Annotated in this window: 26 protein-coding genes; 11 read left to right on the plus strand and 15 right to left on the minus strand. The window is 69.1% G+C overall.

The features are described from left to right. Window positions 1-90: 90 nt before the first annotated feature. From ACZ6Z4_RS02960 to ACZ6Z4_RS02975, 4 genes are all read left to right on the plus strand, one after another. Entirely contained in the window at window positions 91-723 is a 633-nt protein-coding gene (locus tag ACZ6Z4_RS02960) for a DUF47 domain-containing protein (RefSeq protein ID WP_465557508.1), read from the plus strand. 2 nt (window positions 724-725) lie between these two features. Next, window positions 726-1,724, plus strand: a complete 999-nt coding sequence (locus tag ACZ6Z4_RS02965; protein ID WP_465557510.1) for an inorganic phosphate transporter — start codon at window positions 726-728, stop codon at window positions 1,722-1,724. Window positions 1,725-1,796: 72 nt separating this feature from the next. After that, window positions 1,797-2,921: an inorganic phosphate transporter gene (locus ACZ6Z4_RS02970; protein WP_465557512.1), complete on the plus strand. Its 1,125-nt coding sequence runs from the start codon at window positions 1,797-1,799 to the stop codon at window positions 2,919-2,921. Between the two features lie 13 nt (window positions 2,922-2,934). After that, window positions 2,935-3,168: a hypothetical protein gene (locus tag ACZ6Z4_RS02975; RefSeq protein WP_465557514.1), complete on the plus strand. Its 234-nt coding sequence runs from the start codon at window positions 2,935-2,937 to the stop codon at window positions 3,166-3,168. Here ACZ6Z4_RS02975 and ACZ6Z4_RS02980 read toward each other — a convergent pair whose 3' ends face one another. Together ACZ6Z4_RS02980 and ACZ6Z4_RS02985 are read right to left on the minus strand one after the other, a co-directional pair. Beyond that, a complete protein-coding gene (locus tag ACZ6Z4_RS02980) occupies window positions 3,169-3,705 on the minus strand; it encodes a hypothetical protein (RefSeq protein ID WP_465557516.1) in 537 nt (178 codons plus the stop codon). A gap of 166 nt (window positions 3,706-3,871) precedes the next feature. Next, window positions 3,872-4,612: a lysophospholipid acyltransferase family protein gene (locus ACZ6Z4_RS02985; RefSeq protein ID WP_465557518.1), complete on the minus strand. Its 741-nt coding sequence runs from the start codon at window positions 4,610-4,612 to the stop codon at window positions 3,872-3,874. Between the two features lie 264 nt (window positions 4,613-4,876). Between ACZ6Z4_RS02985 and thiC the strand changes: the two genes are divergently transcribed. From thiC to ACZ6Z4_RS03010, 5 genes are all read left to right on the plus strand, one after another. Further along, complete coding sequence (gene thiC / locus ACZ6Z4_RS02990) at window positions 4,877-6,505, plus strand: phosphomethylpyrimidine synthase ThiC (protein ID WP_465557520.1); 1,629 nt, start codon at window positions 4,877-4,879, stop codon at window positions 6,503-6,505. An 81-nt stretch (window positions 6,506-6,586) separates the two neighbouring features. Next, window positions 6,587-6,835, plus strand: a complete 249-nt coding sequence (locus ACZ6Z4_RS02995; RefSeq protein ID WP_465557522.1) for a hypothetical protein — start codon at window positions 6,587-6,589, stop codon at window positions 6,833-6,835. Further along, window positions 6,832-7,803 carry a hypothetical protein gene (locus ACZ6Z4_RS03000; protein WP_465557524.1) on the plus strand — a complete coding sequence of 324 codons (972 nt, stop codon included), beginning with the start codon at window positions 6,832-6,834 and terminating at the stop codon, window positions 7,801-7,803. Before ACZ6Z4_RS02995 ends, ACZ6Z4_RS03000 begins: the two co-directional genes overlap by 4 nt. 176 nt (window positions 7,804-7,979) lie before the next feature. Then, window positions 7,980-8,579, plus strand: a complete 600-nt coding sequence (locus ACZ6Z4_RS03005) for a transposase (RefSeq protein WP_465557526.1) — start codon at window positions 7,980-7,982, stop codon at window positions 8,577-8,579. Between the two features lie 52 nt (window positions 8,580-8,631). Continuing rightward, window positions 8,632-9,186 (plus strand): hypothetical protein, encoded by a 555-nt coding sequence (locus tag ACZ6Z4_RS03010; RefSeq protein WP_363667329.1) that lies wholly within the window; start codon window positions 8,632-8,634, stop codon window positions 9,184-9,186. Here ACZ6Z4_RS03010 and ACZ6Z4_RS03015 read toward each other — a convergent pair. Beyond that, window positions 9,183-9,881, minus strand: coding sequence for an RDD family protein (locus tag ACZ6Z4_RS03015; RefSeq protein ID WP_465557528.1), 699 nt, complete (start codon window positions 9,879-9,881; stop codon window positions 9,183-9,185). The two genes, ACZ6Z4_RS03010 and ACZ6Z4_RS03015, sit on opposite strands and share 4 nt — an antisense overlap. Before the next feature lie 75 nt (window positions 9,882-9,956). Beyond that, window positions 9,957-10,784: an RDD family protein gene (locus tag ACZ6Z4_RS03020; RefSeq protein WP_465557530.1), complete on the minus strand. Its 828-nt coding sequence runs from the start codon at window positions 10,782-10,784 to the stop codon at window positions 9,957-9,959. Window positions 10,785-10,934: 150 nt separating this feature from the next. On the opposite strand from ACZ6Z4_RS03020, the gene ACZ6Z4_RS03025 reads away from it, so the two are divergent. After that, complete coding sequence (locus tag ACZ6Z4_RS03025; RefSeq protein WP_465557532.1) at window positions 10,935-11,336, plus strand: DUF2752 domain-containing protein; 402 nt, start codon at window positions 10,935-10,937, stop codon at window positions 11,334-11,336. Between the two features lie 66 nt (window positions 11,337-11,402). On the opposite strand, the gene pstB is transcribed toward ACZ6Z4_RS03025, so the two are convergent. The 8 genes from pstB to ACZ6Z4_RS03065 all read right to left on the minus strand — a co-directional run bounded on the left by pstB (window position 11,403) and on the right by ACZ6Z4_RS03065 (window position 20,615). After that, on the minus strand, window positions 11,403-12,179 hold the full coding sequence (pstB, locus tag ACZ6Z4_RS03030) for a phosphate ABC transporter ATP-binding protein PstB (RefSeq protein WP_363667321.1): 777 nt from the start codon (window positions 12,177-12,179) through the stop codon (window positions 11,403-11,405). A 20-nt stretch (window positions 12,180-12,199) separates the two neighbouring features. Then, window positions 12,200-13,120, minus strand: coding sequence for a phosphate ABC transporter permease PstA (pstA, locus tag ACZ6Z4_RS03035; RefSeq protein WP_465557534.1), 921 nt, complete (start codon window positions 13,118-13,120; stop codon window positions 12,200-12,202). Next, window positions 13,117-14,169, minus strand: coding sequence for a phosphate ABC transporter permease subunit PstC (pstC, locus tag ACZ6Z4_RS03040; protein ID WP_363667317.1), 1,053 nt, complete (start codon window positions 14,167-14,169; stop codon window positions 13,117-13,119). Before pstC ends, pstA begins: the two co-directional genes overlap by 4 nt. A gap of 114 nt (window positions 14,170-14,283) precedes the next feature. Beyond that, window positions 14,284-15,420, minus strand: coding sequence for a phosphate ABC transporter substrate-binding protein PstS (gene pstS / locus ACZ6Z4_RS03045; RefSeq protein WP_465557536.1), 1,137 nt, complete (start codon window positions 15,418-15,420; stop codon window positions 14,284-14,286). Between the two features lie 215 nt (window positions 15,421-15,635). Beyond that, entirely contained in the window at window positions 15,636-16,871 is a 1,236-nt protein-coding gene (locus ACZ6Z4_RS03050) for a hypothetical protein (RefSeq protein ID WP_465557538.1), read from the minus strand. 67 nt (window positions 16,872-16,938) lie between these two features. After that, on the minus strand, window positions 16,939-17,412 hold the full coding sequence (locus tag ACZ6Z4_RS03055) for a bifunctional nuclease family protein (RefSeq protein WP_273482675.1): 474 nt from the start codon (window positions 17,410-17,412) through the stop codon (window positions 16,939-16,941). Window positions 17,413-17,562: 150 nt separating this feature from the next. After that, window positions 17,563-18,441, minus strand: coding sequence for an NUDIX hydrolase (locus ACZ6Z4_RS03060; protein WP_465557541.1), 879 nt, complete (start codon window positions 18,439-18,441; stop codon window positions 17,563-17,565). Between the two features lie 11 nt (window positions 18,442-18,452). Continuing rightward, window positions 18,453-20,615: an RNA degradosome polyphosphate kinase gene (locus tag ACZ6Z4_RS03065; protein WP_465557543.1), complete on the minus strand. Its 2,163-nt coding sequence runs from the start codon at window positions 20,613-20,615 to the stop codon at window positions 18,453-18,455. Between the two features lie 87 nt (window positions 20,616-20,702). On the opposite strand from ACZ6Z4_RS03065, the gene ACZ6Z4_RS03070 reads away from it, so the two are divergent. After that, window positions 20,703-21,776, plus strand: coding sequence for an alpha/beta hydrolase (locus ACZ6Z4_RS03070; RefSeq protein WP_465557545.1), 1,074 nt, complete (start codon window positions 20,703-20,705; stop codon window positions 21,774-21,776). Window positions 21,777-21,791: 15 nt separating this feature from the next. On the opposite strand, the gene ACZ6Z4_RS03075 is transcribed toward ACZ6Z4_RS03070, so the two are convergent. Genes ACZ6Z4_RS03075 through ACZ6Z4_RS03085 form a run of 3 tightly spaced genes read right to left on the minus strand, consistent with a single transcriptional unit; the run spans window position 21,792 to window position 23,898 of the window. Continuing rightward, the gene (locus ACZ6Z4_RS03075; RefSeq protein ID WP_465557547.1) at window positions 21,792-22,388 is read right to left on the minus strand and encodes a DUF6318 family protein; all 597 of its coding nucleotides are present in this window, start codon (window positions 22,386-22,388) and stop codon (window positions 21,792-21,794) included. Next, window positions 22,388-23,305 carry a PKD domain-containing protein gene (locus tag ACZ6Z4_RS03080; protein WP_465557549.1) on the minus strand — a complete coding sequence of 306 codons (918 nt, stop codon included), beginning with the start codon at window positions 23,303-23,305 and terminating at the stop codon, window positions 22,388-22,390. The genes ACZ6Z4_RS03075 and ACZ6Z4_RS03080 overlap by 1 nt, the downstream gene beginning before the upstream one ends. Further along, window positions 23,305-23,898: a DUF6318 family protein gene (locus ACZ6Z4_RS03085; RefSeq protein ID WP_465557551.1), complete on the minus strand. Its 594-nt coding sequence runs from the start codon at window positions 23,896-23,898 to the stop codon at window positions 23,305-23,307. The genes ACZ6Z4_RS03080 and ACZ6Z4_RS03085 overlap by 1 nt, the downstream gene beginning before the upstream one ends. Between the last annotated feature and the right edge of the window lie 93 nt (window positions 23,899-23,991).

Consider the following 23,991-nt stretch of genomic DNA (forward strand, 5'->3'; position numbering starts at 1 on the left):
TCGCGGTACTTTGCAGGGACGGATGCCTGCTCAACGGTCCGTTGCCCCTAGCATGTTCACGGTTTGTCCCTCGTTCACCCGGAGCTTGAAGTGCCGTTACGTCTGCGTCCGAACGACCCGACGTTCTACGACCTTTTCACCGAGTCCGCCAACCACCTCGTTGACGGCGCCCGCATCCTGGCCGACCTGCTCGGCAGCACGGCGGGGACCGGACTGTCGTCCAGTCACCAGATCGCCGCCCAGATGAAGGACGCCGAGCACGCGGCCGACGAGACCACCCACTCGATCATCCGCCGGGTGAACTCGACGTTCGTCACGCCGTTCGACCGCGAGGACATCTACCGTCTCGCGTCCGACCTGGACGACGTGATGGACTTCATGGAAGAGGCCGTCGACGCCATCCACCTGTTCAACCTGGAGTCGCTGCCCAGCGAGGTGGCCGAGCAGATCGAGGTTCTGCAGCGGATGGCCGCGCTGACGTCGGAGACGATGCCGCGGCTGCGCACCATGAAGGACCTGGCCGAGTACTGGATCGAGATCAACCGGCTGGAGAACACCGGTGACGCGGTCCACCGGCGGATCATCGCCAAGCTGTTCAGCGGCGAGTTCGACGCGCTGACGGTGATGAAGGTGAAGACCGTGATCGACCTGCTGGAAGACGCGGTCGACGCGTTCGAGCACGTCGCCAACACGGTCGAGCAGATCGCCGTCAAGGAGAGCTGAGCGTGGAGCTCGCGCTCGTCGTCGCGGTCATCGCGATCGCCCTGATCTTCGACTACACCAACGGGTTCCACGACGCGGCCAACGCGATCGCCACCTCGGTGTCGACGCGGGCGCTGACGCCCCGGGTCGCGCTGCTGATGGCGGCGGTGATGAACTTCGTCGGCGCCTTCCTGGGCACCGAGGTGGCCGACACCGTCGGCAAGGGCATCATCGTCACCCCGAGCGGGCAGCACGGGCTGGTGATCGTGCTGTCGGCGCTGATCGGCGCCATCACCTGGAACCTGATCACCTGGTACTTCGGCCTGCCGAGCTCCTCGTCGCACGCGCTGATCGGCGGCCTGGTCGGCGCCGGCCTGGCCTCGACCAGCGTGGTGCTCTGGTCGGGCATCGTCGACAAGGTCGTCATCCCGATGGTGCTGTCGCCGGCGATCGGCTTCCTCGGCGCGTTCGCGCTGATGACCGCGATCCTGTGGATCTTCCGGCGCAGCAACCCCGGCAAGACCACCCGCGGCTTCCGCCTGGCGCAGTCGCTGTCGGCGGCCGCGATGGCGCTCGGGCACGGCCTGCAGGACGCCCAGAAGACGATGGGCGTGATGTTCCTGGCGCTGCTCACCACCGGGCACGTGCAGCCCGGCCAGGGCATCCCGATCTGGGTGAAGATCTCGGCCGCGACCGCGATCTCGCTCGGCACCTACTCCGGTGGCTGGCGGATCATGCGGACGCTCGGCCGCCGGATCATCCACCTGGACCCGGCCCGCGGCTTCGCCTCCGAGGCGGTCGCCGCGACCGTGCTCTACGTGATGGCGATCGGCCTGCACGCCCCGGTCTCGACGACGCACACGATCACCTCTGCGGTGATGGGCGCCGGCGCGACCAAGCGGCTGTCCGCGGTCCGGTGGGGGGTCGCGAAGGGGATCGTCACCGCCTGGGTGCTGACCATTCCGGCCGCCGGGGTCGTCGCCGCGTGCTGCTACTGGCTGGCACACCTGGTCCTCGAGTAGTTCACGCCCGGTTCACCCGGAAGGATTAGCGTCGAATGCGTTCCTGACGCCGCCCTTCTCCGGGATGTGATCGTGATGGATCTGTCGTTCCTCGTCGTCGTGGTGATCGCGACCGCACTGGTCTTCGACTTCACCAACGGCTTCCACGACACCGCGAACGCGATGGCCACCTCCATCGCGACCGGCGCGCTCAGACCCAAGGTCGCGGTCGGGCTGTCCGCCGTACTGAACCTGGCCGGTGCGTTCATCTCCACCGAGGTCGCCAAGACGATCTCCAGCGGGCTGGTCGACGACGCCAAGGTGACCGTGCCGATCATCTTCGGCGGCCTGGTCGGGGCCATCCTGTGGAACCTGCTGACCTGGTACGTCGGCCTGCCGAGCTCCTCGTCGCACGCGCTGTTCGGCGGGCTGATCGGCGCCACCTGGATCGCGGCCGGCAGCGGCGCGGTGAACTTCGGCACCGTCGTGCAGAAGATCGTCATCCCCGCCGTCGCGGCGCCGATCGTGGCCGGGGTGGTCGCGCTGCTCGGCACCTACCTGGCGTACACGATCACCCAGCGCGGCCGGAAGAAGACCGTCGACGACGGCTTCCGGGCCGGCCAGATCGCGTCCGCCTCGCTGGTCTCGCTGGCGCACGGCACCGGCGACGCGCAGAAGACGATGGGCATCATCACGCTGGTGCTGATCACCTCGGGCAGCCTCGCGCCCGGCTCGCGGCCGCCGGTGTGGGTGATCGGCGCGGCCGGGCTGGCGATCGCCGCCGGCACCTACCTGGGCGGCTGGCGGATCATCCGCACGATGGGTAAGGGCCTGGCCGAGATCGAGTCACCGCAGGGGTTCGCCGCGGAGACCAGCTCCACCGCCGTACTGCTGGCGTCGTCGCACCTGGGCTTCCCGCTGTCGACCACGCAGGTCTGCTCCGGCAGCATCCTCGGCGCCGGGCTCGGCAAGCGGCTCGCTGAGGTCCGCTGGACCGTCGCCGGGCGGATGGCGCTCGCCTGGTTGTTCACGCTGCCTGCTGCGGCGGTGGTCGGCGCACTGGCCGGGCGGGTGGCCAACTCGGGCAACGCGGGCGTCGCCATCATCGCGGTCGCTGCCGCGGCTGCTGGGTTCGCCATCTACGTCGCCTCCCGGCGGAAGCCGGTCACGGCCGGCAACGTCAACGAGTACCCCAGCACCTCGGTGCCGGTGGCCTGAGAGGAGTCAGCGGATGCACATCGACTGGAGCGCACTCGGACAGGTCGCAGTGGTCAGCCTGCTCTTCGGGGTCGGCGTGGCGGTGCTGTTCGCGTTCGGCGTCACCGCGCTGTCGCGGCGGGCGGTCGCCGTCGACGAGAAGCGGGCGGTGTCGCCGGTGGACACGGCTGTCGCCGGGCTCTGCTTCCTGGCCTGCGTCGCGGCGGTGCTCTACGGGCTGTACCTGATCATCCCGCAGTTCCACTAGCTAGCGGTTCCAGCGGCGTACGGCCTTGACCATGTCCTTGGGGCGCAGGGAGTTCAGGTACGCGTCCCAGGTCGCGTAGAGCTTGTCGCCGAGCATGCCCACGTCCAGGAACGCCTGCGGCCGTACGGCGACCACCCAGGTCGCCGCGGCCGCGTGGCCCTGCGTGAGCAGCAGGTGGTTCGACGTGTCGTCGATGCGGCGCTTGGCCTCGCCCGTCCGCCCGTGGTCGGGCAGCGCCCTGGTCGCCCAGCGACGCAGGATCTCCGGGTCCTCGGCGGTCATCCGGGCCAGGTACGTGAGCGGGCCGGGCCGCAGGCCGCGCAGGGCGACGCCGCTGAGGCTGCCGAGCGGGAACCAGCCGTTCGTGCAGCGCCGGCCGTTCACCGCCGACTCGATCTCGCGCGCCTGCCCTTCGCGCAGCCCCTGGGTCGCCCAGGACAGGAAGAAGACCCCCGCATCGGGGATCTCCTCGGCGATATGAGGGGCCACCTTCAACCGCCCCGGTTCGAAGAGATGCAACTCCTCGGAATCGAACACCACGCAACTTCCCCCGACCGCCTGGAACCGTCAGCCGGCGTCCCCGCCCAGGAGCCGTCGACCGTGCCGAGACGGACCCCCCAGGTCCAGCACGACAACCAAAGGCCTTTCGTACCCCCGGGACCGCGCGGGGTCAAGGGGTTGTTCACCGGTGCACAGGTTCGGTTCAGCGGCTGCGGCGGCGCGCGAGCTCCTCCTGGTCGAGGCGCTCGGCCTCCTCCGGGGTCGGCGCGCCCCCGCCGTACGAGGCGGGCAGCCACCAGGCGCCCGCGGGCTGCTCGGGGTAGGCCCGGATCGTCTCGTCGAGCATCCCGGCCATCGTCGACCGCAGGTGCTCGGTCGCCTTGGTCGCGTCGTCCTTACGGGTCACCGTGATCGGCGCCCCGACCGTGATCGACACGTTCTGGTGCCGCGAGAAGTCCTTCGGGTGGTCCTTGGTCAGCATCCGCTGCGTTCCCCACAGGATCATCGGGATGACCGGTACGCCGGCCGCCGCGGCCATCCGGACCGTCCCGGACTTGAACTCCTTCAGTTCGAACGACCGCGAGATCGTCGCCTCCGGGAAGACCCCGACGATCTCGCCGGCCTTCAGGTGGCTCAACGCCTGCCGGTACGACGCGGAGCCCGCCTCGCGGTCGACCGCGATGTGGTGCATCCCGCGCATCAGCGGCCCGGACCACCGGTTGCGGAACAGCACCTCCTTGGCCATGAACCGGACCAGCCGCTTGCTCGGCTGCGCGCCGAACCCGCCGATCACGAAGTCGACGTAGCTGATGTGGTTGAGCGCGATCACCGCTCCGCCGGTCCGCGGCACGTGCTCGGTGCCGACCATCGCGAACTTCAGGTCGAGCACCTTGAACGCCGTCTTCGCGAAGGCGATCACCGGCGGGTAGACAATGTCTCGCATGGCTCGACGCTACCGGTCGGCGTCAATGACCTGCACCACCCGAGCGATCGGGCGACGCGCGGGATCCAGTACGCAGTAGACGACCGATTGGTTATCGTAGGCGGCGGAAAGTCGAAACGCGGGAGCTCGCGCTGGAAGCGGGCTGAGAGGGCGGCTGGACTGCGCACCCCTGGTGGACCGGGAGACCGGACCGGCCAGGCTGGGCGAACCGGTGCCGCCGACCGCCGAACCTGTCCGGGTAATTCCGGCGTAGGGAGCAGCATCGTGACCACCATCGGCAACAACTCCGTTCGCCCGACCGTCACCACCGGCCCGATCTCGGGCTCGGAGAAGATCCACATCGGCGACCTGCGGGTCCCCGGCCGCCGGGTGAACCTCACCAACGGCGAGCACTTCGACCTGTACGACACCTCCGGTCCGTACACCGACAGCGCCGCGACCATCGACGTCCAGGCCGGCCTGCCGGCGATCCGGAAGGACTGGGTCGGCGGCCGCCCGAAGCTCACCCAGCTCGCGCACGCCCGGGCCGGCACCATCACCGAGGAGATGCGCTACATCGCCGTCCGCGAAGGCGTCGACCCGGAGCTGGTCCGCGCCGAGGTCGCCCGCGGCCGCGCGGTGATCCCGGCCAACCACAACCACCCGGAGTCCGAGCCGATGATCATCGGCAAGAAGTTCCTGGTGAAGGTGAACGCCAACATCGGCAACTCCGCGGTCACCAGCTCGATCGAGGAAGAGGTCGAGAAGCTGGTCTGGGCGACCCGCTGGGGCGCCGACACCGTGATGGACCTGTCCACCGGCAAGAACATCCACGAGACCCGCGAGTGGATCATCCGCAACTCGCCGGTCCCGATCGGGACCGTGCCGCTGTACCAGGCGCTGGAGAAGGTGAAGGGCGACCCGACCGAGCTGTCCTGGGAGGTCTACCGCGACACCGTGATCGAGCAGTGCGAGCAGGGCGTCGACTACATGACCGTGCACGCCGGCGTACTGCTGCGGTACGTGCCGCTGACCGCGCGGCGGATCACCGGCATCGTCTCCCGCGGCGGCTCGATCATGGCCGCCTGGTGCCTCGCGCACCACCAGGAATCCTTCCTGTACACGCATTTCGAGGAGCTCTGCGAGATCCTCCGCGCGTACGACGTGACCTTCTCGCTCGGCGACGGGCTACGCCCCGGATCGATCGCCGACGCCAACGACGCGGCCCAGTTCGCGGAGCTCCGCACGCTGGGTGAGCTGACCAAGGTCGCCTGGGAGCACGACGTCCAGGTGATGATCGAAGGGCCCGGGCACGTCCCGATGCACAAGATCGCCGAGAACGTCCGGCTCGAGGAGGAGCTGTGCGGCGAGGCGCCGTTCTACACCCTCGGGCCGCTCGCGACCGACGTCGCCCCGGCGTACGACCACATCACGAGCGCGATCGGCGCGGCCCAGATCGGCTGGCTGGGCACGGCGATGCTCTGCTACGTCACTCCGAAGGAGCACCTCGGGCTGCCTGACCGCGACGACGTGAAGACCGGCGTGATCACGTACAAGATCGCCGCCCACGCGGCGGACCTGGCGAAGGGGCACCCGGGCGCGCAGGAGTGGGACGACGCGCTGTCGACGGCCCGCTTCGAGTTCCGGTGGGAGGACCAGTTCAACCTGTCGCTGGACCCCGACACCGCGCGCTCGTACCACGACCAGACCCTGCCCGCCGAGCCCGCGAAGACCGCGCACTTCTGCTCGATGTGCGGCCCGAAGTTCTGCTCGATGCGGATCACCGCCGACATCCGCAAGTACGCCGAGGAGAAGGGCCTCGACTCCGAGGAAGCCATCGAGGCCGGCTTCGCGGAGATGTCGGAGACGTTCAAGTCGCACGACAAGAAGCTCTACCTGCCGCTCGCGGACTGAGCGGACGTGGTGGTGGCCCCGGGCAACCGGGGCCGCCCTACGATGGCGTTCCATCGTCCGCCGCCGCACCGGGAGCCCGCCATGACACCGCAGGAACAAGCCAAGACCGACCTCGCTGAGCGCCTCGGCTTGGCCCTCGACGAGATCACGTTGGTCAGCGCGGAGGAGGTCACCTGGCCGGACAGCAGCCTTGGGTGCCCGGAGCCGGGGATGATGTACGCGCAGGTGCTGACGAGCGGGAGCCGGATCGTCCTGACTGCTGGTGGGCGGACGTATGAGTACCACGCGGGCGGGCAGCGGGCGCCGTTCCTGTGCGAGAACCCGCGTTGAGTGGGTTTCTGAAAGCGACGAGTGAGGTCCTGTCGCTGTCGTGGGACGGCGCTGACCTGGTCGACGCGATCGGAGTCCGCCGGTGGACCCCCGACGGTGTGGAGCACTACGGGAGGGTGCACTGGGGATCGCTGTTCGACCGAGCGGTGTCGCACGGCCGGTACTCCGTCCTGTACGGCGAGCGCGGGACGAAAGCCCTGGTGCTGAAGGACGGAGAGTTCGTTCGGGAGCTCAACCGGAGCTACTACTGTGCCGAGGACTACGACTACCCGGTTGCTCTCGGCATGTTGCCGGACGGGCGGGATGTCGTCGTGCACTGTCCGGAGGAGTACAACATCCTGCAGGTCGAGGAGCTCGGGACCGGGGAGCGGATCACCGCGGGGGAACGGGATCCGGCGGACGTGTTCTACTCGCAGTTACGGGTGAGTCCTGACGGGCGCCGGGTGCTGTCGGCCGGGTGGGTATGGCAGCCGGCGGGGCTGGCCCATGTGTTCGACCTGGAGCGGGCGGTCGAGTCGCCGGGGGTGCTCGACGGGGACGGTGTGCTGCCGTTGGATCCGGCGCAGAATGCTGAGGTCATCTCCGGCTGTTGGCTGGGCGCTGACCGGGTGGCTGTTGCCACTGGCGACGGGTCTGACCAGGCGGCTGCGCTGGGAGCGCAGCAGTTCGGGGTCTGGTCGTTCGAGGCGTCGGCCTGGGTTCATCGGCACCGGAGCGACCGGCCGCTCGGGACGATCCTTGGGCAGGGCAACCAGTTGGTGTCGCTGTCCGGATGGCCGAGGGTTCTGTCCGTACGGACCGGTGAGGTGCTGGCCGAGTGGCAGGACGTCGAGGTGAGCGATCGGGACACCTGCTTCGGAGTCACTCACCTGCCGTCGCCCGTGGTGGCTCTGGATCCAACCGGCAAGCGGCTCGCGATTGCCGTCGAGGGCGGGATTCGGGTGCTCAAGATCCCTGACTCCGCGTGAGATCTCGCGGTGAGTCGGTGGGCGAAGACCCCGGTTCTGAGCGGAGAATTGGTAGTTCGGTGAGCCTCGCGGGTGGTCACTGGGAGTGATCGGGCGAACCGGTTCAGGTTTTTTCCTTCACTCTACGTGAATAAGACTGTAGCCTTAATCTTGCGTCGAGAAGGAGGTGCAGGGCGGTGGTCTTCGTTCTCACGGTAGATCAGCGGGGCAGTCGTAGCGCCAGTGATCTCGTACCCGAGCTGCTGAACACGCTGAACCGGCGGCCGCGCCGGACCGGGCTGCTGCGCAAGTTCGAGCGGACGGCCGGCGACGAGGTGCAGGGTGTGCTGTCCGAGGCGCGGGCGACGGTCGAGGTGATCGTGCAGCTGATCCGTGCCGACCACTGGTACGTCGGGCTCGGCGTCGGTGCCGTCGACCAGCCGCTGCCGCGCAGTACGCGGGCGGGTAGCGGGTCGGCGTTCCTGAACGCGCGGGAGGCCGTCACCAAGGCGAAGTCGAGCCCGCACCACGTCAACGTCGTCGGCGACGACCCGCGGGTGGCCGACCAGGTCGAGAGCGTGCTGTGGCTGATGGCGTCCGTACTGCGGCGTCGCAGCGAGCGCGGCTGGGCGGTGGCCGACCTGCTGGCGGAGGGGCTGACCCGCCGGGAGATCGGCGTGAAGCTCGGCATCAGCCAGTCGGCGGTGACGCAGCGGGCGCAGGCGGCCGGGTTCGCCGAGGAGCAACGGGGGCGCCTCCTGGCCGCCGAGCTGCTCGTACCGGGCGCTGCCGCGTGAGCGCCGCGAGCTGCTGCACGAGCGCCGCGCCCCTCGTCGTACAGGCAGCTGCATGACGGCCGCTGTCCTGGCGCTGACGGCGGTCGGGCTGGTCCTCGCTGTCGTGGCGTGGATCCTGCCCGCCGGGTCGACGCAGGAGATCGTGGTCAGCGGCGTGATGCTGGCTTGCCTGGTCGCAGACGGCATCATCCTGCTCGCCGGTGACGGCGTCACCGGCTGGCGCGAGGGCTGGTGGAACGTGCTGCTCCTGGTGTCCGGCGGGCTCGCCGTCGCGGGAGGCGGCCCGCTGACGACGTCTGTGCTGTCGCTGGTCGACCGCAACAACACCCGGTCGCAGTCGACCCAGCAGGCCGGTGAGGTGCTTCGCGGTGGTGCGCTGATCGGTGCGCTGGAGCGCGGCGCGATCTACGGGTCGATGGTGGCCGGCTGGCCCGAGGGACTGGCGATCGTGCTGGCCATCAAGGGCCTGGCCCGGTACCCCGAGCTGCGCAGTCCGGACCAGCCGGCGTCGGTCACCCCGCAGGCCGTCGCCGAGCGGTTCATCATCGGCACCTTCACCAGCGTGCTCTGGTCGGTGACCTGTGCGGGGCTACTGCTCTCCCACTAGAGCTTGATGACGATGTCCGAGGCGACCTTGTCGTGCCAGGTCTGGTGCTTGTCGTCCCACAGCGGCCAGAGCACGTTGAGGAAGCAGAAGTAGTTGAAGACAAAGGCGCAGACCTCGCGGCCGAGGTTGCGGCCGAAGCCGATCAGTTCGCCGGTCTCGGGGGAGACGACCTTGAGGCCGACCACCTTCTTGCCCAGGGACTGCCCTGTGCGGCCCTGCCGAATGAGCCGGTTCCAGATCTGGAACAGGATCGCCCCGAGGTAGCAGATCACCAGCACCGCACTGCCCGCGTCGCTCATCGTCTCCAGGCTGCCGCTGGTCGCGATCCCGGCGAACACCCCGACCAGGATGATGACGATCGGGACCAGCGAGTCCACGATCGACGCCAGTACGCGGGAACCCCAGGAGGCCAGCGGGCCGGGCAGGGCGTAGTTGAAGCCGTAGCCACCGCCGCCACCGGAGTACGGGTTGTAGCCCGGCTGCGCAGGGCCGTAGTTGCCCGGCTGGTTCGGGAAGCCCGGCTGCTGATTCGGGTAGCCAGGCTGACCAGGCTGCCCCGGGAACCCAGGCTGTCCCGGGTACGGCGACGGCGGGCCGCCGTACTGGCCGGGCTGCTGCGGCTGCTGCCCGGGGACGACCGGGTACTGCGGCGGCTGGTCCTGCGGGCGGTTCGGGTCGAACGGAGGGGTGCTCACAACAGTCCTTTCTGGACAAGCAGAACGCCGTGGCCGGTGAGGGCCACGGCGTCCGGTACGCAGACGGGTCCGGCGTCAGAGCTTGACGACGTACGTGGTGTTGATCTTGTCCGCGAAGGTCTGCTTCTTGTCGTCCCACAGCGGCCACAGGTAGCCCAGGTAGCACGGCAGGGCGTCCAGGATGTGGGTGATCTCGCGCAGGAACGCCTTGCCCACGCCGACCGTCTGGCCGGTGTCGGCCGAGACCAGCTTGAGGCCGAGGGCCTTCTTGCCCCAGCTCTGGCCGGTCTGGCCCTGCAGGACGAGACGGTTGTAGATCCACAGGCCGAGGCCGACCAGGCTGAACAGCAGGCCGACGATGGTGGTGCCGGCGCCGCCGTCACCCGCGCCGGAGATCAGGTTTCCGATCCAGCCCGGGATGGCGACGATGATGCCGTCGATGAGCGAGGCGCCCACGCGGACCGGCCAGGTGGCCAGTTCACCGCCGGGGTTGCCGTAGCCGTAACCACCGTAGGGCTGCGAGGAGCCGTACGGCGTCGCACCGGCCTGCGGGTACGACGGGTAGGAGGACCCACCCGGCTGACCCGGCTGGCCCTGCTGCTGCCCGTACTGGCCGCCCGGCTGACCCGGGTACGCGCCCGGCTGCTGCTGGCCGTAGCCCGGCTGCTGCCCGTACTGCCCCGGCTGCTGCTGGCCGTAGTCCGGCTGTCCCGGCTGCTGCCCGTACCCAGGCTGCTGGCCGTACTGGCCCGGCTGACCCGGGTAACCGCCGGGCTGGTCCTGGGGCTGGCCGTACTGGCCCGGCTGCTGACCGTACTGGCCCGGCTGGTCCGGCGTCTGATCCCCGTTGCCCTGGTTCGGGTCCTGGGGGTCGAAACCCGGTGGTGGCGTCGGAGTGCTCACGACGATCCCTTCTGATCTTCGTTGAGGAGTCAATGCAGGCTAGCGAGTCTGGGGCTCACCGGCCACGCACCGCACCGGAGAGTCCGGATGACGGTCTACCGTGGAGCTATGCAACCGGCACACCCTAGAGGCACAGCAGGCGCATCCGCCATGCCTGAGCCGCTGGACCGCCGGGTGCGGGGGCTGGCGGCGGTGCTGGCCGGTGGTGCGGTGCTTGCCGCGGTCAACGGCCTGTCGGGTGGGCGGATCGGGCTGCCGTGCCCGTTCCACGCCGTGACCGGGCTGAACTGCCCGTTCTGCGGGACGACGCGGATGGCCGCCGCCCTGCTCGAGGGCGACGTGGCGCGCGCCTGGTCGTACAACCCGCCCATGTTCGTGGTGCTCCCGGTGGTCGCGCTGGTGGTCGGTTACCTGCTGCTGGCATGGACGCTGGAGCGGTTCGCCCGGTTCCGCCTGCCGCGGCCCCGGCCGGGCGCCCGGTTCGCGCAGGTCGCGCCGCTGGTGTTCCTCGGCGCGATGGCGGCGTACGGCGTACTGCGGAATCTGGTCTAGATCCCTTCCAGGCAAGGAAAAGCGCCGCGGGCGCAACTGCTTGCCCGCGGCGCCTAACCGGCCGGCTCAGCCGAAGCGGCCGGTGATGTAGTCCTCGGTCGCCTTCTCGGTCGGGTTCGAGAAGATCTGCTTGGTCGGACCCATCTCGATCAGCCGGCCGGGCTTGCCGGTCGCGGCCAGGTTGAAGAACGCGGTCTGGTCGGAGACCCGGGCCGCCTGCTGCATGTTGTGGGTGACGATCACGACGGTGAAGCGGTCCTTGAGCTTCTCGATCAGGTCCTCGATCGCCAGCGTGGAGATCGGGTCCAGCGCCGAGCACGGCTCGTCCATCAGGATCACCTCGGGCTCGACCGCGATCGCCCGGGCGATGCACAGCCGCTGCTGCTGACCACCGGACAGACCCGCGCCGGGCTTGTCGAGGCGGTCCTTGACCTCGTTCCACAGGTTGGCACCCTGCAGGGACTGCTCGACCACCTCGGTGAGCTTCTTCTTGTCCTTGACGCCGTTCAGCTTCAGCCCGGACGCGACGTTGTCGAAGATCGACATCGTCGGGAACGGGTTCGGCCGCTGGAACACCATGCCCACCACGCGGCGGACCGCGACCGGGTCGACGCCGTTGGCGTACAGGTCCTGCTGGTCCAGCAGCACCTTGCCCTCGACGCGGGCGCCCGGGATCACCTCGTGCATCCGGTTCAGGGTCCGCAGGTAGGTGGACTTGCCGCAGCCGGACGGGCCGATGAACGCCGTGACCGAGCGGGGCTCGATCGTCATCGACACGTCCTCGACGGCCTTGAAGTCGCCGTAGTAGACGTTGAGGCCGCTGACCTCGATGCGCTTTGCCATATCGGTTCAGTACCTCTCGACTATTTGGACTTGATCGTGCTGAAGCGGGCGACCAGGCGGGCCAGCGCGTTGAGCAGCAGGACGAGCAGGATCAGGGTCAGCGCGGCCGCCCAGACCCGGTCCGCGGCCGGCTGCAGCGCCAGCTCGGTGCGGTCCTGGTTGATCATCGTCGGCAGCGCGCCCATGAAGCCCTCGAACGGGTTCAGGTTGATGTTCTTGGAGTAGCCGACCAGGATCAGCAGCGGCGCGGTCTCACCCATCACCCGGGCCAGGCCGAGCATCACGCCGGTGACGATGCCGCCGAACGCGGTCGGCACGACCACCTTCAGGATCGTCTTCCACTTCGGCACCCCGAGCGCGTACGACGCCTCGCGGAGCTCGTCGGGGACCAGCTTGAGCATCTCCTCGGTGCTGCGCAGCACCACCGGCAGCATCAGCAGCACCAGCGACAGCGACACCGCGAAACCGACCCGGTTGAACCCGAAGACGGTGATCCAGACCGCGTAGACGAACAGCGCCGCGACGATCGACGGGACACCGGTCAGGATGTCGATCATGAAGCTGACCGCGCGGGCGGCCTTGGTGCCCTTGCCGTACTCGACCAGGTAGACCGCGCCGAGGATGGCGATCGGGACCGCGATCACCGCGGTGATCAGGGACATGATCAGCGTGCCCATGATCGCGTGGTACGCGCCGCCGCCTTCGCGGCGTACGGTGATGCCGCGCTGCGACTCCGACCACCAGCCGGCGTCGAAGAGCAGGTGGTAGCCCTTGCTGATCACGGTCCACAGGATCCACAGCAGCGGGACCAGCGCGATCAGGAAGCACAGCACGATCAGGACCGTGGCCAGGGTGTTGCGGAAGGCCCGCGCCCCGGACTTGCCGGTCAGGTCCAGCGTCTTGCCGTCGTAGGCCGGACGGTTCGCCGCGAGAGTGGTCACAGCGATGCTCCTTCACTCTGCGGCTTGTCGCCGACGCGCTTGACCTTGCGGGTCCGCTTGCCGCCGGGGGCGCTGCGGGCCACGATGAGCCGGGCCGCCGAGTTGACCAGGAAGGTCACCACGAACAGCACCAGACCGGCCGCGATGTACGCGCCGGTCTTCTCCGGCGAGTCGAACTCGGCGGCGTTGTTGGCGATCTTCGAGGCGAACGTCTCGCCGCCGGCGAAGATCGAGGAGTTCCACGGGTCGTTGCCGTTCGGCACCGACAAGATGATCAGTACGGCGACGGTCTCACCGAGCGCGCGGCCCAGGCCGAGCATCGACGCGCTGACCACACCCGAGCGGCCGTACGGCAGCACCGCCATCCGGATCATCTCCCAGCGCGTCGACCCGAGCGCCAGCGCGCCCTCGCGGTGCGCGATCGGGGTCTGCGCGAAGATCTCCCGGCTGATCGCGGTGACCACCGGCAGGATCATGATCGCCAGCACCACCGACGCGGTGAAGACGACCCCGACGTTGTCGGTCGCGGGCTTCTCGAACAGCGGGATCCAGCCCAGCGCCGAGCTGAGGCCGTCGATCACCGGCCGCAGGATCGGGGCGAAGAACATGATGCCCCACAGGCCGTAGATGATCGACGGTACGGCGGCCAGCAGGTCGATCGCGTGCGAGACCGGCGCGGCCAGCCGCTTCGGGGCGTAGTACGTGGTGAACAGCGCCACCCCGACCGCGATCGGGACCGCGATCGCCATCGCGATGATCGAGCTGACCACGGTGGTGTAGAACAGCGCCGCGATGCCGAACTGCGGCGGGATCGCGCCGGGCTCCCAGATCCGGGAGAAGAGGAAGTTGCTGTCGTTCTTGGTGAGGGCCGGGATCGCCAGTGCCAGCAGGAAGATGCCGACGAAGGCGACGATCAGGACCACCAGTCCGCCGGACCCGCGGGCCAGGCCGGCGAACAGCCGGTCGCCGAGGTGGCCGACCGGGCCGAGCTCCAGCTTCTTGTCGTCGGACGGAGCCGCGGGCGGGGCCGTGCCGTCTGTACTGCTCATAGGTGCTGCTCCAAGCGCCTGGGTGGAAGGAGTGCTCGGTCACGAGGCGAGCCCCGGCTGCCCAGTGGGAGGGAAGCCGGGGCTCGCATCACGCCGTACCGCGGGTCTCGCAGGTCAGCTGATGCCCTGGATGGCGGCGTCGACCTTGGTCCGCAGCTCCTCCGGGAGCGGCGCGTAGTTGAGCTCGGTCAGCGCGCCCTGGCCGTCGGCGCTCGCGAAGTAGCTCAGGAAGCTCTTCACCAGCGCGGTCTTCTCGGCCGGCAGGCCCTTGCTGCAGGCGATCTCGTAGGTCGCGAGGATGATCGGGTAGACCCCCGGCGCCTTGGTCGCGTAGTCCAGCTTCAGCGACAGGTCCGCACCGGTACCGGCCGGCTTGGCCGCGGCCAGCGCCTTCGAGGCCGACTCGGCGGTCAGCTCGACCGGGCCGGCGCCCGAGTCGACCTGCGCGATGCCGAGCTTGTTGTCGACCGCGTAGCTCCACTCGACGTAGGTGATCGAGTTCTTGGTGCTCTTGACGCCCTCGGCGACCCCGGCCGACTTCTCCTTGCCGGCGCCGGTGCCGGTCCACTTCTTGGCCGGCTTGCCCTTCCAGGCGCCGCCACCGGCCGCCTCGAGGTACTTGGTGAAGTTCTCCGTGGTGCCGGACTCGTCGGAGCGGAAGAACACCGCGATCGGAGCCGACGGGAGGGTGACACCCGGGTTCAGCTTGGCGATCTCCGGCGCGTTCCAGGTCTTGATGGTGCCCTGGAAGATGCCGGCGGCGGTCGGGCCGTCGACGATCAGCTTGCTGACGCCGTCGACGTTGTACGAGATGGCGACCGGGCCGATGACCATCGGCAGGTTCAGCGCCGGGCTGCCCTGGCAGCGCTTGGCGGCAGCGGCGGCCTCGGACTCGCCACCGTCGGCACCCTCGGTCTTCAGCGCCGAGTCGGAACCGGCGAAGTCGACCTGGCTGGCGTTGAACTGCTTGATACCCGCACCGGAACCGGTCGGGTTGTAGTTCACCGTGACGTCGCCGCACTTCTCGTTGTACTTGGCGATGACTTCTTCGATGGCGTTCTTCTGCGCCGAGGATCCCTCGGCGTTCAGGGTGCCCTCGGGGCAGTCGGCGCCACCGGTGGAGGCCGAGCTGTCGCCCGACGGGGTCGAGGAGCCGGACGGCTCGGGGTCACTGCCACAAGCGCTCAGTGCGAGCACGCCGAGAGAAGCCACGGCGACGGTGCCGACGCGGAGCAGGCGATTGACGGACACGAGAGTGTTGCCCTTCTGCGGGAATTCAGACTTTGTGAACTGCCACAGACGGTAGGGAGAGCAGATGACCGCACGGTCCGTCGCGGATGAACGAGCGGTGAACGGTTTCGGTAGCAATCGCGACGACTGGCGTGCCGCCAGGAGGCCAGCAGATGAACTGAGTTAAGGACCGTGACGCTGAGTGATTTCAAGCACCCTTTGGTCACGGTCCGGTATCAGCGCACGACCAGCGGAAGCGATGCCGATGTCGTCCAGGTGATCGCGCGGCCGCCGTACGTCGTACTCGGGACGAAGAACCGGTACGCCGTGGTGCCGCGGGCCGTGGGCTTGAACGTGTAGGACCCGCGGCCCTTGGACAGGATGATGTCCTTCACCCCGACCCAGGCCTTGCCGTTCCAGCGCTGCAGCGTCGTGCGGATCCCGGTCGCGGGGGCGATGGAGAGGCTGGCCGTGACGCTCTGGCCGAGGCTGACGACGTTCGCACTGAACTTGGCGGTGCCGATCGAGTGCCTGGTCAGCGAGGTGGTCACGCCGGTCGCGTACTCGAGAGCGGCACTGTCCTGCCGCTTCCAGGCCGGCGCGTAGAGCCGGTACTGCCGGGTGCCCGGGGAAGGTGCCTGCAGGCGGAAGACGCCGTCGAACCCGGAGTAGGTGCTGGTGAGCGTGACCCACGGCCTGCTCGCGGAGTCCCTGGCCTGGAGCGCGATGTGCTGCTGCCCGTTGCCGGTCGTGCCGCTGACGGTCAGCATCTGTCCGTACGCCGCCGAGGTGGGGATCGCGCCGCCTCTGATGACCGTCTGGTCGAAGGTGAACGGACGCGAGTTGGACGGGCCCCAGACGTTGTCCGCTCGCACGGAGACGTAGTACGGCCGCGGCCGGGTCTTGACGACGGCGAACCGCATGTTGCCGGGCACCGGGGTCTGGGCCCCGCTGCCGTTCAGGTCCAGGACCGAGTAGCGCACCGGCCCGGAGCCGTCGAACGGGTCGTTCGGGTTGTAGTCGTACTGCGGTACGGCGTCGTGCCAGGAGATCAGCAGCGAGCCGTCCGCCCTCGGGGCGGCGTACGTGATCGGGACGGCTTCCATCGCGGACGTGTCGAACTCGACCGACTTCGCCATCGGACCCGCCGTACCGGCGCTGTCGACCGGGGCGACCGTGAAGTTCGCCCGGTAGCCCCCGTAGATGCTGTCGGTGGGAACGAGTACCTCGTTCGGTGCGCCGGCCGCGACCGCGCCGACCTGCTTGGCGCCGAACGCCTCGCCGTCGAACTGCACTTTGTTCGCCTCGCCCGCGTCCGTCCAGGTGACCCGGATCTGCTCCTGGGTCGCGTCGGCCCAGGCGATCTTCACGCCGGTCGGCGCGGCCGGGCCGGCCGCGGCGGCGGACGTGGTGAAAGCAGCGACGGCGGCAACGGCCAGGCCGGCGGCGATGACGGTACGGCGGATACGCATCTGAGGTCCCCAGGTCGGTGCCCGGGGGTCACCCCTGCCGCCGGCGCACGCAGAGGTTAGCGCACGCTCAGCTGGAGAAGTCCTCCGGTGCTACCCCGTCGAGGAACTGCCGGAAGCGCTCCAGCTCGGCCTGCTCCTCCTCCGGCGTCGCGACGCCGGCCTCGCGCAGGACCTGCTCGGTGCAGCGGATCGGCGTACCGAGCCGGACCGCGAGGGCGACCGAGTCGCTCGGGCGGGCCGACACCCGGGCGCCGTTGGCCAGCACCAGCTCGGCGTAGAAGACCGCGTCGCGCAGCTCGACGATCTCGACCGCCTCGATGTGCACGCCGAAGGCCTCGATCAGGTCCCGCATCAGGTCGTGGGTCAGCGGCCGGGAGGGGCGCAGGCCCTGCTCCTCGTAGGCGATCGCGGTCGCCTCCACCGAACCGATCGAGATCGGCAGGTAGCGGTAGCCCTCGGTCTCGCGCAGCATCATCACGGGTGCCCGGTTGGGCGACTCCATCCGGATCCCGATCAGGGTCAGTTCGCGCATCGATGTCATGGTGCGGTCCCGGCCTCTCCGTGCCGCCGGCTCCCGGTAGGGCGCCGGTTTCCTCGGTAGGAACATACCCGGCAGGCCCCGGCGCACCCGTCGGCGACCCCGACTGTGACGATCTCTTTGCATTGGCGAGGTCGCGTGGAGTCACCGCGGCTACGGCGCGCCGAACCGCTCGTGGGCGACCCGGCCGTCGGCCAGCAGGTGCGCGACGACGAACGCGCCGGGGGAGAACTTCCCGACCGGGAGCCCGAGCTCGCGGGCCAGCGCGGGCAGGACCGGGCGATGCGAGCAGACGACGGTGACGTGACCGTGCTTCCAGGCGGTCCCGGCCAGCCCGTCCATCGCCGCCGGGTCGGCCTCGAAGCCGCGCTCGGAGATCTCCGGGTGCAGGTGGATCTTGCGGCCGATCGAGGCGGCGTACGGCGTGACCGTGGTCGCGCAGCGCTCCGCGTCGCTGCTGCGCACCCGGTCGACACCCAGAGCAGCCAGTACGTCGACCAGCCGGTCCGCCGTGGCTTTGCCGTGCGCGGTCAGCGGGCGGTCGGTGTCGTCGGCGTCCCAGTCCTTGCGCTTGACTGCCTCCGCGTGCCGGATCACGACCAGCGACGCGACCACCGGTACGGCGTGCTCGAGCTTGCGCAGGATGTCCACGTCGCGCGGGTAGCTGAGCCGGCGCGCGGCGTCCTCGACCGGCAGCCACTCGACCCGGTCCACCTCGTCGTTCGGGACGAACGCGGAGTCGTCGTACGTCTCGGCCGACCAGTAGTGCACGAGCTTCGGCACGGTGCTGCCGTTCTTGCGGACGTCGTACCGCTGGATGCCGAGCGAGGGGCCGAGCACGACCCGCAGGCCGGTCTCCTCCTCGATCTCGCGGCGGGCCGCGGACAGCACGTGCTCGTGCGCGGTCAGCTTCCCCTTCGGCAGCGACCAGTCGTCGTACCGGGGGCGGTGCACCAGCAGGACCCGGCGCGTGCCGCGGTCCTCCCGCCACACCACACCACCCGCGGCGATCACGGTCGCCGGGTTGTTCATCGTCTCCTCGGTCAGGCTTGATTGGGGTCGGCCTGGCGGCGCCGGCCGCGGGTCGCGATCAGCCGCTCCTGCAGGTCGCGCAGCGGCTCGCCGTCGGGGCCGCTGAGCCGGGCCTGCCAGGTGTCGTCGGGCTGCAGCCACCACGACCCGGTCCGCTCGTCGAAGCCCAGGTCGAACAGGTCGGTCAGCTCGGTGATCTGGTCCGGCTGCTTCAGCTGGACCAGCACCTCGACGCGGCGGTCCAGGTTCCGGTGCATCAGGTCGGCCGAGCCGATCCACACCTCCGGCTCGCCGCCGTTCTCGAACCAGAACACCCGGCTGTGCTCCAGGAACCGGCCGAGGATGCTGCGCACCCGGATGTTGTCCGACAGCCCCGGTACGCCGGGCCGGATGGTGCAGATCCCGCGGATCCACAGGTCCACCGGGACACCGGCCTGCGACGCCCGGTAGAGCGCGTCGCACAGGGCCTCGTCGACCAGGCTGTTCACCTTGATCCGGACCCGGGCCGGGCGGCCGGCCAGGTGGTGCTGGACCTCGCGCTCGATCCGGTCCAGCAGGCCACGGCGTACGGACTGGGGAGCGACCAGCAGCCGCCGGGAGCCGGTACTGCGGGCGAAGCCGGACAGGTGGTTGAACAGGTGCGCGATGTCCTCGGTGACCACCTTGTCGCTGGTCAGCAGGCCGAGGTCCTCGTACATCCGGGCCGTCTTCGGGTGGTAGTTGCCGGTGCCGATGTGGGCGTAGCGGCGCAGGCCGTCCGGCTCGTCGCGGACCACCATCGACAGCTTGCAGTGCGTCTTGAGGCCGATCACGCCGTACACGACGTGGCAGCCGGCGTGCTCGAGCTGCCGGGCCCACTTGATGTTCGCCTGCTCGTCGAACCGGGCCTGGATCTCGACCAGGACCAGCACCTGCTTGCCCGCCTCGGCGGCGTCGATCAGCGCGTCGACGATCGGGGAGTCGCCGCTGGTCCGGTACAGGGTCTGCTTGATCGCCAGCACGTGCGGATCGGCGGCGGCCTGCTCGATGAAGCGCTGCACGCTGGTCGAGAAGCTGTCGTACGGGTGGTGGACGAGCACGTCGCGCTGCTTGAGCGCGTGGAACATGTCGGCCGGGTTCGAGGTCTCGACCTCGGCCAGCTGCGGGTGCGTCGACGGGACGAAACCCGGGTACTTCAGCTCGGCGCGGTCCAGCGAGGCGATGTCGAACAGGCCGCGCAGGTCCAGCGGACCCGGGACCTCGAACACCTCGGCCTCGGTGACACCCAGCTCGCTGACCAGCAGCGCGCGGACCTTCGGATCGATCGACTCCTCGACCTCGAGCCGGACCGGCGGGCCGAACCGGCGCCGCAGCAGCTCCTTCTCGAGCGCGGCGAGCAGGTTCTCCGCGTCGTCCTCCTCAACCTCGAGGTCCTCGTTGCGGGTCACCCGGAAGGTGTGGACCTGGGTGACCTCCATGCCCGGGAACAGCTGGCCGAGATGGGTCGCGATCACGTCCTCGAGCGGGACGAACCGGCCCTCGGCGACCTGCACGAACCGGGGCAGCAGCGGCGGCACCTTCACCCGGGCGAAGTGCTCGCCGCCGGAGTCGGGGTTGCGGACCACGACGGCCAGGTTCAGGCTCAGGCCGGAGATGTAGGGGAACGGGTGCGACGGGTCGACCGCGAGCGGAGTCAGGACGGGGAAGACGCGGTCCTTGAAGAACGTCGTCATCGCCTCGCGCTCGGCGTGCTCCAGCTCGTCCCAGCGGAGGATGTCGATGCCCTCCTGGACCAGCGCCGGCAGCACGCTCTTGCGCCAGGTCTCGGCCTGGCGGTCCATCAGCTCACGGCTGCGGCTCAGGCTCCGGTCGAGCACCTCACGCGGCATCAGGCCGCTGGCCGCCCGGACAGCGACGCCCGCCGCGATGCGGCGCTTCAGACCGGCGACGCGGACCATGTAGAACTCGTCGAGGTTGCTCGCGAAGATCGCCAGGAACTTGGCGCGCTCCAGCAGCGGGACCCGGTCGTTCTCGGCGAGCTCCAGCACCCGCTGGTTGAAGGCGAGCCAGCTCAGCTCGCGGTCCGAGAACCGGTCCTCGGGTAGGTCGCCGGCCTCCGTGATGTCGTACGGGGGCTCGACGTCGTACTCCCGGTTGTGCGACGCCAACAAGTCTCCTGCCACGTTGACCAGCATCCCATCCTTTGGTGAACGTCAGGTGGCGCAGGGCATGTCAGGGTCGTGTCTGCGCGATCTCGCTGATTGTTGCTAGCGTCACGCTTTGTGAACCCACGAGTGGACGCGCTGCTGCGGACCGGGCTGACCGCGGTCCAGAAAGCGGTCCAGAGCCATGCCCTGACCCCGGTCTACGCCCTGCCCCCCGCGGTCCGGCACCGCCTCGCGGGCGCCTCGGTCGTGATCGACGGCAACGTGCTCGACCCGGACGTGCAGCTCCTGCTCAAACTCGAAGCCATGCTCCCCGGCAGCGGCGGCGTCCCCAAGTCGGTCGCCGCCGCCCGCGCCGGCCTGCTCCGCGGCACCGCCCTCGTCGCCGGCCCCCTCCGCGAGGTCCAGCGCGTGACCGAACTCACCGTCCGAGGCGCAGACGGCCAACTCGGCGCCCGCCTCTACGTCCCCCGTACGCCGGGCCGCGGCCTCCTCGTCTTCTTCCACGGCGGCGGCTGGGTCGTCGGCGACCTCGACACCCACGACGCCTACTGCCGCGACGTCGCTGCCGAAACCGGCGTCCGCGTCCTGTCCGTCGACTACCGCCTGGCGCCCGAGGCCCCCGCACCCGTCGCCGCCGAAGACGCCATCGCCGCCTTCAGCTGGGCCGTCGAACACGCTGCAGACCTCGGCGCCGACGCCTCCTTGGTGGCAGTAGGCGGCGACTCAGCCGGCGGCAACATCGCCGCCGTCGTCGCCCAGCAATGCGTCGTACGCGACATCCCGCCGCCCGCCCTCCAACTCCTCATCTACCCCGCGGTCGACCTCGTCGGCCGCCGCCCCTCCCGAGACCTCTTCTCCGAAGGCTTCTTCCTCACCGAAGAAGAAATCCTCTGGTACCGAGAGCACTACACCCCCGACCCAGCCCTCCGCCCAGATCCCCTGGTCTCCCCGTTGTTCGGCTCGTTGGAGGGCTTGGCCCCCGCCTATGTGGTCACCGCCGGCTTCGACCCCCTCCGAGACGAAGGCAACGAGTACGCCGAAGCCCTCCAAACCGCAGGCGTCCCCACCGTCCTCCACCAGGAACCCACCCTCATCCACGGCTTCGCCAACATGCTCGCTTTGGGCGGCGCTACGCGCGCGGCTCAGCTACGAATCCACGCCCACGTGAAGTCGGTCCTCAACCCGTGAAGAGTGAACCGCAACTCAGAGCTCGACCATTTTCATCTCGTACATGACCCACTTCTCTCCGCGAGCCGACAGCGCGAACTCGCGGGTGTAGGTCGCGGCCTTGCTCGTGAAAGGAGTTGCCGCCGGCGTCTGGCGGCTGACGTACTGACCGACCCGAATCGTCGCCGAGCCACCGACTCGCCCAGTGTCGCCACGGGCCAGTCCTGTCACCTCGCTGACCTTCTCGGCGTAGTCGCCTTTCAGCAAACCGTTGGCTGCGTTGGAGACCCTGACGAAGTCCGCGTACGCCTTGCAGGTCTCGCAGCCGGGGTCGCTGTTGCTCAGCATCGGTGCGGTGTCACCGGTGTCCGAGGCGTAGTTCATCAGGTCGCTGTAATACCGGACGAACTCCTCGGCCGCCGCCAGGCTGAGCCCGCTCGCGTCGGCTGGACGTTCGGGGACCGCACTCGGGGTCGCCGTACGCGAAGACGCTGACGGTGCAGGGTCGCCTGCCGAGGACGGCGCCGAGGTGCCCGCCGGGCCTTCGCCGGAACAGCCGGCGAGTGCCACGGCCAGGCAGCCGACGAGTATCCAGGCTTGCGTCCGGCGCTCCCCTAACTGACGACGAAGCATCAGTTCGGCGGATCCACCAGCACCGGCACGGCCTCCCGCACCTGCAGAGGTGTACCAGGCCCGGTGATCGGCACGGTGCCGTTGATGTACTGCCACCCGGTCCCGTCAACGTTGAAGCGAGCGGCGTAGTTGGTCGTCAGGGTGACACTCACCGAGCCACGCTTCAGGTACTTGTGCGTGATGTCCTTGGCTGGGTACGGCTTCCCCGGCGAGTCGGTTGTCATCTTCGTCCCGTCCCCGAAATTCCACGTATAGCTCATCGGCGTCGCCTCAACCGCCACCGGGAACCCCAGCAACCTCACGGTCGTGTTCGACACCTTCGCCTGGTCTGTGTAGACGATCGTGTCGAGATTCACCAAGGTCCGCCCCGAAGGCTGCACCTTTACCCGCAACCCGGGGAACGCCACACTCCTGGTCTCGTCCAGTACCTGTTCCCAGGTGACGTCCTCGGGCCGAGGTAGGTCCCGCACCGCAACTGTTGGAGGCGTGGTCTGCTCAGGCTGCAACCGTTCCGCTTCCTGACAGCGTGTCGGCCCGATCCGCCCACTCCCGTCGGACGCGGGTAGCCCGCAAATCCCCCGGTTCAGACGGAACGGCAGCCGCCGCTCCGATTCCCCAGCAGGTCTGACTACGTCTTTCCTCGGATAGCCGTCGTCTGGTTTTGCGGAAGGCTTCGCGCCCAGCCTGGGTATCTGTCGCCCGGAATTCTTTCCACCGCCGTGCAGGACGATGCCCCAACGGGTGGGATCGCCGTTCACGTCCGGCTTCTTCGTCGAGGCCGAGGTCGGCTTCTCGGCGGTCCCCGTCGGTCCGGCGGCGGCGCCGTCGGCTGTCACCACCGATGTCACACCGATGCCCATCGTCCCGACGGCAAACAGTGACGTCAGCACTGCGCAGGATCGAAGAGACGTCTTCATCAGTCGATCTGCATCTCGAACATCACCCAATTACCGCCCGAGGGGGACAGGGTGAATTCCAGGGTCCCGGTGGTGGCCTTCTTCGGGACCGGCGAGGCGGTAGGCCCGGCTCGCTCGATGAAGTCGCCGGACTTCAAAATGGCGGAACCCCCGGCCTTGCCCTCCGCGCCCCGGTAGATCTCCTTGACCTCCTGCACCTTGTCCACGTAGTCACCGGTGAGTCCGCCGTTCTTCGCGTTCACCTTCTGGACGTAGTCAGCGAGCGCTTTGCAACCGAGACAGCCCCGATCGCTCTCGGCCATGAACGGCTTGGGGTCGCCGGTCGTGTACGAGTAGTTCAGGAGGCCCACGTAGTACGCGATGAAGGCTTCTCCCGCGGCCAGACTCGAACCGGAGGCAGCCGTGGGACGAGAGGGCGGTGTCCCGATCGTCGGAGACGGTGTGGTGGTTGGCGCCGTCGCAGACGTGCTGGTGGGAGATGACGGGCCCGTGTCCGGTCTGCCGGCCTCAGGGCTGCTGTTCGAGCAGGCGGCGAGGGCTGTGGCCAGGGTGGCGGCCATCAGCGTGGTGGTGAGGTGGTTGCGGAACGTCACTCTTGTCAGCCCTCCGTAGTCGACTTCTGATCGTAGTCGGGGGCGGGAGGTCAGTGGGTGGCAAAGCTGCAAGCTGTGGATAACCAGGTTTGG

This window comes from Kribbella sp. NPDC104740, from assembly GCF_055583505.1.